The following is a 14251-nucleotide window of genomic DNA, read 5'->3' as shown; positions in this document are numbered from 1 at the left end:
AAGTTCGAAACAAAATCTAATTAAGGGCGACAAAAAACTATTGGATCGCCTACTTTCACCCATATGGCACTTCCATCTGGTCCAACGGTACCATTTTGGACTGCATTATAAACAAGTGCTCGACGAGTATAATCGGTGTGATTCGGGTTATATTCCATAAAATAATGACCAGATCCATAAGGAAAATAACCTTCTACAACAATTCTAAGAATATTTACATCCTCCCAAACACTACAACGCTTTCCCACCGGTTTCGATGTATCGATTTTTGTATAATATGCCATTGCTATCTCCCTAATTAATACATAAAAACAAATCAAAAACCAAAACTAAATAAATTAAACAATATAAATTTTAATCATTATAATTTTTACACCCCCTTCCTAAAAATTAAACGTGGCTCTTAAAAAAAAAGTTCTATCCGGGATAAACCGAGAGCTTGTAGGTTCTGATTGAAAAAAATTTATATTTCTAAAATCAAATTTACTATCGAGTAGATTTCTGGCTTCTAGGTTAATAATTCCACGGCGATTATGAAGCCTATATCCGATACTGGCGTCCAGTAAAAAGAAAGTATCATTACTTTGCCTGAATATGGGTGGCATATTGAAACCAGAGGCTAACCTTCGATTGAGGTTCTGGTCTACAATAGTAAAAGCAAGCCTAGATAAGACGCCGGAGGGATGAAAGAAATCAATTTCAAGAGGAATCTTGAACGTTTGAACATGTGAAAGACCTGTAGTACCTACAGATTTTTTACTTCGAGAAAAATCTTCAAATTGGAATTCGCTCTTTACAGACCAATAATCATGCGGCAACCAATAAAGATAAGCACGATAAAGATTTTCCTCTTGCTTTTGGAGCTCTTCAATTTCTTGATTTTCTTTAGTTATAGGATCTAGCTTTCCACCCAGAATAGGAACTCCTATCTTTCGTTGAGATATTTCTATTCCACCATACAAATTTTCCAATATATGATAGTCGACTCCAATTCCAGAACGTTTTGTCCGCGTACCGTTGGGATCATCGAAAAACTGATTGAAACCAGCAATTTGCGTGGGCTCCAGGGTTTGCTGCGCAACCAAGTGGGTTTTGTTGGCTTCAAACCAGGCCAACCGTAGCCGTAAATTATCGGTAATGTTCCATTGCAGACCAAACTTTGGATTGATCTTGTCCGTATTTTTAGAATCTGGGCCAACCACATTAGTAAAAACATCATAACTTAATCCTAATGTTAAATTGACATTTCTAAGATAATTGACATAACTATATGAATATAGATTATATCGATCTGCGTTTCTGTGTTCTTTTTGTCTTTCTGGAGAAAGATATGAATTAATATTATGTGAGTCGAACTGATAAATACCTCCGCCTGTAACTGTATTTAGAAGTTCATGACGATATAAATGTTGCGCTTCTGTTACAAAACCAGACGATTTATTAGCCAATATATACTCAGTTCCTGCCGGATTCCTTAAGTCCTTTGCAGATCGATCAATATAAGTAGAGGACAGTAAAAAATCTTGATTACTATTTAACCTATAGCGGAGACCTACCCTTGCCATATCTTCTGATAAATTACGTCTATAGCTTTTGTCAAAAGGAATGGTATCTAGAACAATATCACCGTGCTCTGTTTCCCGTCGCCGCACCTCCGTCTGCACATTCAGTTTGGGCGTTAACGCATACTGGAAGAATCCGTTGTAAATATTATGATTTTGATTATTATTTTCTCTAAATCCATTGGTTTCGTAATGAAACTGCCCCAAACTCACCGAAGCCCTGTCGCGCTGCATCGTAGCCACCACTTCATTACCCAATGTACTGTTGCTACCTACGATCCCTGATGCAACTACCTGAAGTTTATTGCGCTCCATCAATGGCGTAAATTCATTAAACCCCACCGCTGAGGGTGTCGTGCCGGTAATGATATTCAAATCCGCCACTGCCAGATGTGGTTGTACCGGGTTGACGTTGATCGGTTGCAACAATTGCGCTTGCAGCAACTCACTGACGCGAGCGATCTCATGCCGAGGTATGTGAGCATACGTATCGGATAGAAAACGATGCGCGGAATAATTGGCTGGATCAATACTCAAAGACTTGGCTGTTTGCATCACACTGCGACGTTCGAATCCCAAGGTATCAAAGATACGCCCAAGGCTGGAACCTCGTGCAGCTTCATCACGGTCAAGTAGCAATTGAGAACGGTACACCGCGCGGTTATCATTCAACGCGATCGATTTTTGTATGTCATGTAACGCTTCGATCGGACGATTCTGGGTTTGCTTCTGAATCCCGTCATACAGCCAAGGCGTTGGGTCTTTTGGATCGCGTTCTTTGGCCAAATCAAATTGCGTACTAGCAAGCGGATAACGTTTTTCTTCGAAGTAAGCTTTACCGAGGTAACTACGGATCAGTGAATTGGCTGGGTCGAGGCTGGCAGCAATTTCAAGCTGTATACGACCCGCTTTGAGTTCACCTTCGCGAACCAATGCTAGTCCCAGCCCAAGTCGTGGCATGGGATCGGCTGAATCCAAAGCAATCGATTGGTTAAACGTATGCTTAGCAGTTTGTGTATCGAACTGCATTAGATGAGCGAAGCCCAATACCGCTTGTGTTTTGGCCAAGTTGGGATTGAGTTGTATCGCTTGCCGTGCAGAAACCAAAGCTTGATCCAATTTGTTCGATGACATTTGCAGTTCAGCCAAACGCGCCCAAGCAAGCGCATTACGTGTATCGATCTCGAGGCTTTTACGAATACTTGTCAATGCTTCTTCAATTTCAAAATGGGCTTGTTGGGCATACGAAAGTGCAATATACGCGACAGCCGAATGCGGATTGAAAGTAACCGCTTGATTCGCAAAATCACGTGCAGCTTCTTTATCATTTTGCGTTACCGCAATGATAGCCAATAATGCATACGCATCGCTGTTGCTGGGTTCTCGTCGCAATACTTGTGCAATGATAGACTTGGCTTCATCAGCCTGTCCAACAATCAATGCATCGCTGGCTTGTTGAACCAAAGCAGCAGTTCCGGGCGCATCCGCGTCTTCTCGTTGCCAATACGCTGCCAAGGCCGGATAGTAAAGCGCCCATTGCACGGCATCGGTAGGATGAATGTGGATGATTTTTTGTGGCGCTTGATACTGACTGGCAGTAGCTGCTTCACGATCATTTAAAACAACACTGCCGTAGTCATTCGCCACCGCAACCGTGCCTTCATATACCACCACTCGGTCACTTTCTTCAGTCGCTTCGACAAGAAACTCTGTGCCATGTATGCTTGCATTCACGAATGGCGTGGTCACATCGAAGGGTTTCGGAGTACGGGTAATAATGTGAATGACACCTTCAAACAATTGCATCAGAAAAGATTTCTTTTCTTCATTCGCTGGCAAGAAAGTCATGCTGCTTTTCTGATTCAAGTTTAAAAAGCCTTCATTAGCCAGATGCAATGTGGCACGACTGTGTGTGCGGGAACGAATCATGTCCCCCATACACACTACTGTATCTAAATTTGCCTTCTGCCAGATTTGCTGTCTTTGTTGTGCGCGACGTACTTCGATAGTGCCTTGAATCGATACGATTCGAGCCACCTCCGCTTTACATACGTTTGATGCATGCGCTTTCCCCATGAATACAACCGTACAGACAATCAAAGCGCTTATGTATAAAACGATATCGGCCAGCTTTCGTAGGATCCCATAAAACCTCAAGAATCCATCTATCAGCATGATACTTGTTACGCACATGCCGGTTTGATCCGATAGCATTTTAGAATTATCTTGAAATTGAAAAACATATCAGCCAAACAATCATAAATTGATTTATATAGTATTAATCTTCATCATAGCTTAGCTAATGTCAAAGATCTGTGAGAAAAATCACATCCTAAGGAAATACGTTACTGATGAAAACTATAGAGAGGGGGTTGCTGCGAGCTTATGATCGAATCCTTGGGAACTTAAGTTGAAATACATCGCACACTTTACTCATTGATAATCTGGTCATCTTCTCCGAGTTTTTGCCAAATGCATGTATTACCACTTTGAGAAGCAATCATTTTCAGTATCGATGCATGTTCAGCGCATTCGCTTTCCGTTGCCTTGATAATTTTTAGTAGATATTTCTCTGCAAAATCGGCGTGATTCTGGGCAGAATCTTTGTGCTCCAGATCCATCAGCAAACTTTCTTGTCCTCGCGTCATAGCCAAATAAACTTCAGCTAGCAATTCGGAATCTAACGATGCACCATGCAGCGTTCGTTTAGAGTTATCAATGCCATAGCGCTCACACAAAGCATCTAAATTATTGCGTTTCCCGGGATGAAATTCCTTTGCAAGTCTCAACGTATCAATAATTGAGGCACAGTACTGATCAAGCTGCAACATTTCCAACAACGCTAACTCATGGTTTAAGAAACCGACATCAAAAGGAGCGTTATGAATAATCAATTCGGCGTTATCAATAAAGCTCAAAAAATCCTTCGCAACTTCAGCAAATTTGGGTTTATCCAAAAGAAATTCCCTGGTTAATCCATGAATTTGCAAAGCAGCTTCATCGCTATCTCGCTCGGGATTCAAGTAATAGTGAATCCGGTTACCCGTCAAGTGTCGATTTATCAACTCAATTGCAGCGAGTTCCACAATGCGATGTCCTTGCCTTGGATCCAGGCCTGTTGTCTCAGTATCGAGCACAATCTGTCGCATGTGTGACCTAGACTTTATTGTTAGAGCTATTTTTCTGATTCAGAATCATTGCCACACCCAAATTTGCTAACTGATCGGCACGTTCATTATCTTCATGCCCGGCATGTCCGCGTACCCAATACCACTCGATTTCATGAAGCTGTGCTAGGTGATCAAGCATCCTCCATAGATCGTCATTCTTCACCGGTTTTTTTGCTGAAGTTTGCCAATTACGTAATTTCCAATCACCGATCCATTCACTGATACCTTTTTTGAGATACTGAGAATCCGTATGTAAATCAACCTGACAAGCGCGCTTCAAGGCTTCTAAGGCGCGCACCGCTGCCAATAACTCCATACGATTATTAGTAGTGTGTATCTCACCGCCATAAATCTCTTTTTCGTGCCCGTCATATTTCAACAATGCGCCCCAACCGCCTATTCCGGGATTTCCTTTACATGCGCCATCAGTAAATATCTCCACTTTGTTCCTATTAGCCATAGGTCATTCCATTCATGATACGAAGAATAAATTGATCTAATTTTTAGTTGAGTTTTTGAGTAACAGAAACAATACGTTTCTTGCTATCGATATTTTTCTTCCAACCAGGCTTAATCACTCGCATTCCGTGCATATGCTTAATTGCATGAAGAAAATATACACCTCCGCCGATAGGCCACCACCGGTCACCCGCTGCTTCCATGAAACGAAATCGCTGACGCCATTTTTCCTGCTCAAATGGAGGCGCATAACAACACAATTGCCCACCCATTGTTTCGAAGTCGAGTAGTTTCAACCAATCCTTGAGGCGTAATAAAGCAATAAAATTACCATTCCACGGATATTCTGCTCGATTCGCTTTTAAATAGCGAAATATGCCCCATAAGCTCAGCGGATTAAAACCGGATATGACAATGTGCCCCTCTGGAATCAAAATACGGTAAACCTCACGCAGAATTTGATGCGGATTATCACTAAATTCAAGGGTATGTGGCATAATAGCCAGATCAATCGAATTACTTTGAATGGGTAAGAAATCGGCGGTTGCAATCAAAGCAGGTTGAGTTTTTTCTAACCCCACCGAAAATTGCAAAGGCATTCTGTTTAAGCGTAAAAAACAAAATTGCGGCAAGCCTATTTGAATAGCGTTATAACCGAAGATATTGGCAACGACTTTATCAAAATAGCGGTATTCATGCTCGAGTAAATAAGCACCCAATGGTGACTCGAACCACTTCATATTATGCGACCCGCCCTGATTTCCAACCATATCTTATAATAACATCATTATTAACGAGATTAATAACCACTCAATATCCGTCAAATATTCAATTACCCCATAAAAAGCAAACGGTATGATTAATGTATATCCAGTTCGTGCATTTCAGGACAATTATATCTGGGTCCTACATGACGATGCTCATGCGATTGTTGTAGATCCCGGAATATCAGATCCAATTATTCATTATTTACAAGCCAATAAACTAAAGCTCGTCGCAATCCTCATTACACATCACCATGATGACCATACCGGAGGAATTAGCGACTTGATCAAACTATTTGACATTCCTGTTTACGGACCTCAATCCGAAAGCATTCCAGATGTTACAGATGTGGTATCTGAAAGTGAAGAAATACTGATCAAAACCCTCGGCCTCAAACTAAAAGTACTAAATATTCCCGGTCACACGCGTGAGCATATTGCTTATTATACCGACCATCCGTTCCAGGGTGTATTTTGTGGTGACACACTATTCGCGTGCGGATGCGGTAGGGTATTCGAAGGGACTCATGAACAAATGTATGCATCACTCAAGAAATTATCCCAATTACCTGATAATACTATGATTTATTGTACGCACGAATACACACTCAGCAATATTCGTTTTGCAAAATGCGTAGACCCTGAAAACCAGACGCTATTAAATTTTGAAATGTTATGTAGCCAATTGGTTAGCGAACAACGCCCAACCCTACCTACTACCATTGAACTTGAAAAAGCGATTAATCCTTTCTTACGATGTGATCAACCCGCAATCATCAATTGCGCTCAAAATCACTCGAAGCTACTAACAATTAATTCTAGCGAAGTTTTTTCTATCTTGCGGCAGTGGAAAGATAGCTTCCGTTAAAAAATAAAGCGCAAAAAATGAAAAAGCAATCCGTTCTAAATCAAACCTAAGTCAGCTTAATCCCAGATCAGATTGCTTAAAAGAGAAATCTATTTTATATATAAATAGATTATAAAAACCATTACTCGTTATTTTTCACCAGGCTTTGCAGCACGAAGAACTGGGTAGTGTTGAATAAACACCATATCTTGCGCGGCATGTTTTTTATGGCAGGCGGCACAAGCATCATCGTCTTGTATAGCGCCTTGTTTGGCTTCATATGATTCGAATCCAAAGAATGCCCAATTACCAGGTTTATCAGGATAACGTTTAGAATCTTTTACCATTGCGGCGATACCGTTAAACTCTCCGGGAAAATAGCCATTCCCACTCGCCGATTCTTTAGTTCCTACGCTAGTCAATTCTTTTACGATGACAGTGCCATCTCGAAATTCGCCCGTTTTTTTCCAGTGACCCCAACTGGTTGGATCAATATAAACATTATGAAACTCTGGAAATGCAGGTTTACCATCATTCATGTCATTTGGAGTAACGGGCGCTCCCACAAAAATCCACTCACGATAGTCTTTGGGTGTTAATAATACATTTTCTTTAGTAAAGTGGCCGAAATTGAGGCTTTTTTCATCACCAGAGGCTTTCACTGATGTAAGCAATGCAATGGATAACAATGCAAAGAACATACTCACTAATAATATTTTTTTAATCTGGAACATAATTCTTCCTTTAAAATAATCAAAGAAAAAGCAATAACCCTCACTGCTTCACTTTAATGGTAGCCAAGCTAACTTACCCCGTCAAGGAATTCATCTTGAGAATCACCTAGATAGCGGCCACTAATTCCGCATCGTTTCACGCAATACTTCAGCCCAACAATTCGGTGTTTCATACAAACGGATCCGCTCCAAACGAAGATGGTTACCGTAAGTATCCTGATAGACTTGATCAAGTACCTCAAATGCAATTTTTGCCAGATTTTCTGCAGTAGGTTGCGCATTTAAAACGACGGTTTTGTGATCTGGCATGGTTTTCAAAAACTCAAGCACTATGGTATCTTCTTCGTAAACCAAAAATGCATGATCCCAGTGATCAATGAGTACCGACTTAGCTATCCGCTTTACTTCAGAAAAATCCATCACCATACCTTGCTCAGGCGCACCTTCGTCAGTGATAATATTACCTGACAATGAAATTTCAATCACATAGCGATGACCGTGTAAATGTCGGCACTGACTATTATGAGTGGAAATACGATGCCCTGCATCAAATTCCAGCTTGCGCGTGATCAGCATAACAACATTAGTAAATAAGCAAATAAAAGGTGAAATTGTAACATTGCCAACCCCTTCTCAACGACTGAATACCGCCGACCATAGTCGGGATAGCGCTGGGCTAACCTATGTTTACCCGGTGATATCACGTCGTGCAGGCGGCGTATCGATTGGAATTAATTTGAATCCGAACAATGCTTGTAATTGGCGCTGCATTTATTGCCAAGTTCCCAATTTGACGCGTGGTACTGCACCTCATATTGATTTAAGCAAGCTTAGGAACGAGTTACATTGCTTTCTAAATGAACTAATTAATGGCGAATTCATGGTGAAAAATGTACCAGAAGAAGCCAGAGTAATTCGTGATATTGCTTTATCTGGAAATGGCGAACCAACCAGCGCTAAAGAATTTGAGCAAGTCATCGAATTGATCGGAGAAGTGTTAAAAGATTTTCCTATGCCCAAGAACCTTAAATTGGTGCTGATCACGAATGGCAGCCTAATCCATCGCAAACATGTGCAAGCTGGATTAAAGCGTATGGCAAAAATGAATGGAGAAATTTGGTTTAAATTTGACCGCGCTACCACTGAAGCAAGAAAGCTTGTCAATAATAGCGACATCAGTTTGAAGAGGATTCGCATGAATTTGCGTATCGCTTCGTCAATTTGCCCTACTTGGCTACAGACTTGTATGTTCCAAATTGATGGTGAAGCTCCCGCAAATTGTGAAATTGATGCCTATTTAAAATTCATCGAACAACTCACCAATGAAGAAATTTCCCTACAAGGGGTACTATTATATGGTTTGGCACGCCCATCATTACAATCAGAGGCTTCGCAATTATCTGTAGTTACTCAAGCATGGTTGATTGACTTTGCCGGAAAAATTAAAGCACTCGGCCTTAACGTAAAAATAACCCCTTAATCAATTTTCTATTTTTGTGTCTGATTTACAACAAAATAATAAATTGATCTTCATCAATATCTTTGTCTCAAATTACTGATATTGAATATATTTAGATTACAGTCAATTGAAAGACTCTGATTTAATTGACGGAATGATTTTTTAATATACGCTTTAAAATCAATTGTTATCGCATATAATAGCGGCCATTAAAGCCATCGCGCTATTTTTTCGTACCTTGCATATCAAACTTGTCTATTATCTAAACAGGAGCTTCACAATGAATTCACTGGGAATTTTTCCATCTCCGGCGAAACCCCATGCCAGACCAAAAGTGCGCTTGTTAAAAAACAGGCAACAATACTTTATAGTTACCTGCATCACGATAATGTCCTGGACTTATCAAGTTCAGGCACAATCCCCAACCACGACAAACAATCCTCCGGCTAGTGCACCAGCAGCAACACCTGCAGTTCCACCAGCACCAGCAACATTGCCCAGAGCTATTACTTCGGATGGCTTTGATAAATCAAAAGTGCCTCCAGTTACAACAATGTCACGACCGGGATTATTTATTCTTCCCCCAGGTGGTGCGGGGTATTACTCGCTATGGGATATGGTATCCGGAAACAAACGTGAAAAACCGCCGGTAGCACCTTATGCGCCATTCGCTCTATTGACAACGCCCGCTTATGAAATTGACTTCCGCTATCTAGACAAAACAGGCGCCGAAAAGGATATTTTTGATCCGATAAAACGTATACATTTCGCTGATGATTGGTTGTTGTCTTTTGGCGGTAACTTTTGGTATCGCTATACGCATGAAACCGATAGCCGGTTGAATTTAGAAGGCATCAATAATGACTTTCATTTATTACGTACACGTTTTCATGCAGATTTATGGTATCGCGACAGAGTGAGATTGTTTGCGGAATTAATAGATGCACGTGATTTTGGTTACAACTTACCTCCTTTGATCACGGATAGAAACTATACGGATATGCTGAATGTATTTACGGACATTAAATTAGCCAATGTCAAAGACGGTCCTGTGTATATCCGTGTTGGTCGACAAGAATTGTTATATGGCTCACAGCGCTTGATCTCCACTTTAGATTGGGTTAATACCCGTAGAACCTTTCAAGGCGTGAAAGCATTTTGGCGCTCTCCAAGTTGGGATGTCGATGCTTTTTGGACTCGGCCTATGATTATTGAAAAAAACGAAGTAGATAATTGGGATACCAAACAAAACTTCTTCGGTCTTTGGGGAACCAATAGAATTGCTCCAACACATGCGCTTGATCTCTATTTTTTAAGTCTAGAAAATGATCGTCATCTTACTGCTGCTAATGTATTACGAGGTAATATTCTACAAGGAGATTCACACGTTCATACATTGGGCGGTCGTTTAGTCGGAAACTTTGATAACTTCCTCTATGAATTGGAAGGCATGTATCAATTTGGTCGGCGTTCTCACCTAGATGTTTCCGCTTTCGCAGTTGCTACAGGCCTTGGTTACCGAGTACCGACGTTGATGAATGCACAAGGCTGGATACGCTATGACTTTGCCTCTGGAGACAGTAATCCTACCGACGATAGAAGTAATACTTTTAATCAGTTATTTCCATTTGGGCATTACTATCTCGGATATCTTGATCGTGTTGGCCGCCAAAACATTCATGATTTTAATGTCCAGTTTTCTACGCACCCAGTACCTTGGATTACTTTTATCACGCAATATCATCGATTCTACTTGGCAAATCAACGCGATTATTTATACAATGCCGCAGGAGCTGCAACTTTTAGAGATGTTACTGGGCAGTCCGGGAGTCATGTTGGTGATGAGATTGATTTCCGCTTTAATATACACGTCGATCGTCATCAAGATGTATTATTCGGCTATTCCAAATTATTCAGTGGTGGTTTCCTGAAAGACCAAGCACCAGGAATTTCCGCTGACCTTTTGTACGTGCAATATAACTTCCGTTTTTAGTAGGAACCTATGGCGAAGGTAGATCTCTCTTTGAGATACCTTCGCTATTTAAGGGTGGGTTTGCTTGCATTACTGCACATAGTCTTTTGCTGGTGAAACTTCCAGTTCCTCGCGATCCAACAAAGTTAATTGTTGATTTAGTAAATCAACATCATTCCAGCCTTTTTCATCTATTGATGGAATCCAGCGTGCACGCAAGTACCCATAACGATCAATTAGAAACTCCATATGATCATAATCGGAGCCGCGACCAATAATATCGGGATAATAAATAGTTCGACGTGATAATGCATAGCTAGTCACTATCTCGGATGATCCTTGCACGACAATATCAAATGGAAATTCATTCGATAAGAATTCCTTTGTAGCGTCATTCAGTTCATTGGATGGCACTGCTATAACAGTTACATTTTGATCCACCAGTTGATTATAGGTCGTTTTTAGCTGATTCATCCGAGCTTCAGATAGCGGCCATGAAAATATCACTAGTAACACCGTTTTATCATCGCGAAAATCTTGCAGTGTTCGGCTATTTCCATCTTGTGTTCCATAAAAAAATACGGGGGGTTGAATGAATGCTTTGCCTGGAATCACTGTGGGTGACAAAATTCTAGACTGATATCCCCGCGATAGAGCATGAATGAAATTCACCAAATCCCAACGATCTTCGTTTGATAACTTCTCCACATACCCTGGCATATCCGTATTTTCCATACCATAAGTAATCCAATGATAAAAATCACCCGGTGTATGCTCTATAGTATGCGGCTCCATCAATAAATCCGGTAGCTTAGTGGATAGTGTACGAGATTTAATTCCATTACCTTTTCCTTGTACGCCGTGACATTCGACACAATTTTCAGAAAACAGATTGGCGCCATTTGCAATAGAAACTGCACTAAATGACTCCCCCGGTTTACGGTATGTTTCAGGATAAGCGCGAATTGTAATTGCTTGCAAAGCAAGCATCGCGCCCGCCAAAATTAAAAATACTGTAATAGTTAATTGCTTTACTTTCCATTGATGAAGTCGTCCCCATAAAAACAATCCAAAAGCAACAAACACGATGACCAATCCTGTCCATGCTTGCAGCTCCACATTGGGCAGACTCCACGTTGCCACAATTGAAAATCGAAAGGGTAATGGCCATTCTTCAATATTGAGGTTTTTTACAGGCACAGAATTCGTTAGGAGCGTTGCTAACAATAAAAGTATCAATGCCAACAAAAATTCGATACCAACCCACTTCCTTAGGTTTTCTGTACTTGCCACGTTAACAGACATTTGATTATTTTGATTTAATGCTGGCAACCACTTTGAACGAACTCTCTCAGCGATTAAGAGAATTACACCTAGCAACAAAATTTTACTGCTCAGTAACCAACCATAAGGCGTTGCTACCAATGCAGCATAATATCCATCAAAAATATGATCGCTTACCACGATGCCTGTCAGAATAATCAATAGCATCACCGGAAAAATTACCGAGGAAAAATTATTCAAAACCGAAGATAATTCTGATTTTTCTGATAACTTAAGTGATATAAACTCCTTTTTCTCATATACTAACAGCAAGAAAGCAGGCAATGCGCCAAGCCATACACCTGCTAATACAACATGGATTGCATAAGGTAGCACCGTCGTAAATGTCGGTGCTTCCAATGCCACATGGCTTGCAAACGTACCGGCAATGAGCGGCAATGCTGCAACCATTGCGCAACTAGCATGCCGCCAAATACTTCTTGAAATTTTATGTGAATAAAGAACTAGAACTAGCAACAGAATGGAAAGCGCTACTCGCAAAATCCAAATTTGACCTGCATGGGTATCAATTACAATTGACGACCATTTATCGAGCTGCCATAAACTACCAGTGTTTCCGGTTATTTGTACAAGGGTACACGCCATTATTATGACTAACCCTACTGAAACACACGCAGCCATCCATGGAAAAAAGCGCTGCAACTTCTCTATCCATGGTCTTTCACTGATTGTACTTCTTCCTATGCTACTGTCAGCAATAATCAGAAAAACATAGCTTCCAAGAAGTACGAAATTTGCAGCAATTTGTAACCAACGCGCAAATGCAGCAACAATCTCTACCATACTTACTTACGGAGTTTTATTTTTGACATTAAAATCAAAACTGGATTCAATCACATGACCGTCAACAGACATCACACGATATTGTATTGTATATTTTCCGGTACCAATTTCCGGAATACTAAGTACTAGTGATTTTGGATCATCAGCGACAACCTCGGGATTATTTTCCGTCAAAGCTTTTTTGTTGGAATCCAGTAACACAACTGATGCATAAGCCCCTTCAATTTTTTCATTGAACCATAATTGTATTTGCTTAGGTGAAGCTGAAAGTGTAGCTCGGCGAGGCGGATCAGATTTTACTAATGCCGCATGCGCCATTACCGGATTCGAGTGCCACAATAGCAATAATATAGCCATTAATAAAAAGACTGTTTGACTAATAGTAAATGATTTCGATTGAATATTATTATTCTTCACAATAACCTCTATTTATTTTGTTTAATGATTATCTAGAATACTTCTAAAATACGATGAAGTATTTAAAGACAAGTTCAATATTAGATTGAGCTTGTCTTTAATAGATATTTACTGACTTATTACTGAAGCTATTTCTCTTTAAGCTGCTGCGGAATTATTCTTCTTTTTACGCATCAAGAAGAACGCTACCACGGCAATAACTAGCACAATAGGAGCAATAATGGCTGACTTCGGTGTAGGACGCCCTTCTCCGACAGAAAACGGAAAACGTGATATATAGTCTTGTGCCCCACCCGTTACAGTGACCAACCCCACAAACTTACCCTTCTCTGGAAAGGTGTGATCCACTGAAATCGATGCAGATGGATAGACTTTCGGTGGCAAATGAAACACCGTGATCTCATCCAAGTTTTCTTCCGATCCAGTATCTCGTATGATGCGAACCTCAGTAGTGAGCGGCCGTAATTCTTCTTGTATATAATCCAATGCAATTACGGTCTTGCCTACTTCCGGTATGTCTTCACAGAATTCTTCTTCCTGCGACAGTGGTTGGTATCCAGTAAAATGCATCCGGTATGGCCCTACCGTCAAAACACACATGTCCTCCGCAAGTGCCAAGCCACCATGCGCTTGTACTTGCCCTGTCATTGCTATTCCCGCTGTAAGTAATACTGCTAATAATGCTTGCTTTATTGTTGCGATTCTTCCTGACATTATTAATCTTCCTGTTGTTAATGTAT

Annotated in this window: 13 protein-coding genes; 3 read left to right on the top strand and 10 right to left on the bottom strand. The window is 40.7% G+C overall.

From position 1 onward, the window contains the following. Nucleotides 1-20: 20 nt before the first annotated feature. The 5 genes from W03_RS03475 to W03_RS03455 all read right to left on the bottom strand — a co-directional run bounded on the left by W03_RS03475 (nt 21) and on the right by W03_RS03455 (nt 5931). Nucleotides 21-284: a hypothetical protein gene (locus W03_RS03475; protein ID WP_244071422.1), complete on the bottom strand. Its 264-nt coding sequence runs from the start codon at nt 282-284 to the stop codon at nt 21-23. A 99-nt stretch (nt 285-383) separates the two neighbouring features. After that, nucleotides 384-3755 (bottom strand): TonB-dependent receptor domain-containing protein, encoded by a 3372-nt coding sequence (locus tag W03_RS03470; protein ID WP_244071419.1) that lies wholly within the window; start codon nt 3753-3755, stop codon nt 384-386. Between the two features lie 236 nt (nt 3756-3991). Beyond that, the gene (gene dnaQ, locus W03_RS03465) at nt 3992-4711 is read right to left on the bottom strand and encodes a DNA polymerase III subunit epsilon (RefSeq protein ID WP_244071417.1); all 720 of its coding nucleotides are present in this window, start codon (nt 4709-4711) and stop codon (nt 3992-3994) included. Between the two features lie 7 nt (nt 4712-4718). Beyond that, on the bottom strand, nt 4719-5192 hold the full coding sequence (gene rnhA, locus W03_RS03460) for a ribonuclease HI (RefSeq protein WP_244071416.1): 474 nt from the start codon (nt 5190-5192) through the stop codon (nt 4719-4721). Nucleotides 5193-5235: 43 nt separating this feature from the next. Further along, nucleotides 5236-5931 (bottom strand): class I SAM-dependent methyltransferase, encoded by a 696-nt coding sequence (locus tag W03_RS03455; protein WP_244071414.1) that lies wholly within the window; start codon nt 5929-5931, stop codon nt 5236-5238. A 115-nt stretch (nt 5932-6046) separates the two neighbouring features. Between W03_RS03455 and gloB the strand changes: the two genes are divergently transcribed. Beyond that, on the top strand, nt 6047-6823 hold the full coding sequence (gene gloB / locus W03_RS03450) for a hydroxyacylglutathione hydrolase (RefSeq protein WP_244071412.1): 777 nt from the start codon (nt 6047-6049) through the stop codon (nt 6821-6823). Between the two features lie 128 nt (nt 6824-6951). Here the strand turns inward: gloB and W03_RS03445 are convergent, their stop codons facing one another. Both W03_RS03445 and queD read right to left on the bottom strand, forming a co-directional pair. After that, entirely contained in the window at nt 6952-7536 is a 585-nt protein-coding gene (locus W03_RS03445; RefSeq protein ID WP_244071411.1) for a cytochrome P460 family protein, read from the bottom strand. Between the two features lie 120 nt (nt 7537-7656). Beyond that, a complete protein-coding gene (gene queD, locus W03_RS03440) occupies nt 7657-8112 on the bottom strand; it encodes a 6-carboxytetrahydropterin synthase QueD (protein WP_244071410.1) in 456 nt (151 codons plus the stop codon). A 43-nt stretch (nt 8113-8155) separates the two neighbouring features. Between queD and W03_RS03435 the strand changes: the two genes are divergently transcribed. Further along, nucleotides 8156-9016, top strand: a complete 861-nt coding sequence (locus W03_RS03435) for a radical SAM protein (protein WP_244073686.1) — start codon at nt 8156-8158, stop codon at nt 9014-9016. Between the two features lie 259 nt (nt 9017-9275). Continuing rightward, a complete protein-coding gene (locus tag W03_RS03430) occupies nt 9276-10988 on the top strand; it encodes an alginate export family protein (RefSeq protein WP_244071409.1) in 1713 nt (570 codons plus the stop codon). Between the two features lie 69 nt (nt 10989-11057). Here W03_RS03430 and W03_RS03425 read toward each other — a convergent pair whose 3' ends face one another. The 3 genes from W03_RS03425 to W03_RS03415 form a co-directional block, all read right to left on the bottom strand. Then, nucleotides 11058-13094, bottom strand: coding sequence for a CopD family protein (locus W03_RS03425; RefSeq protein ID WP_244071408.1), 2037 nt, complete (start codon nt 13092-13094; stop codon nt 11058-11060). 6 nt (nt 13095-13100) lie between these two features. Then, complete coding sequence (locus tag W03_RS03420; RefSeq protein WP_244071407.1) at nt 13101-13451, bottom strand: copper resistance CopC family protein; 351 nt, start codon at nt 13449-13451, stop codon at nt 13101-13103. Nucleotides 13452-13649: 198 nt separating this feature from the next. Further along, the gene (locus tag W03_RS03415; RefSeq protein WP_244071406.1) at nt 13650-14225 is read right to left on the bottom strand and encodes a hypothetical protein; all 576 of its coding nucleotides are present in this window, start codon (nt 14223-14225) and stop codon (nt 13650-13652) included. Between the last annotated feature and the right edge of the window lie 26 nt (nt 14226-14251).

Origin of the sequence: Nitrosomonas sp. PY1, from assembly GCF_022836435.1 — a bacterium.
Taxonomy (GTDB): Bacteria; Pseudomonadota; Gammaproteobacteria; order Burkholderiales; family Nitrosomonadaceae; genus Nitrosomonas.
Note: the sequence above shows the minus strand (reverse complement) of the source record. Positions and strands in the feature narration are given on the sequence as shown.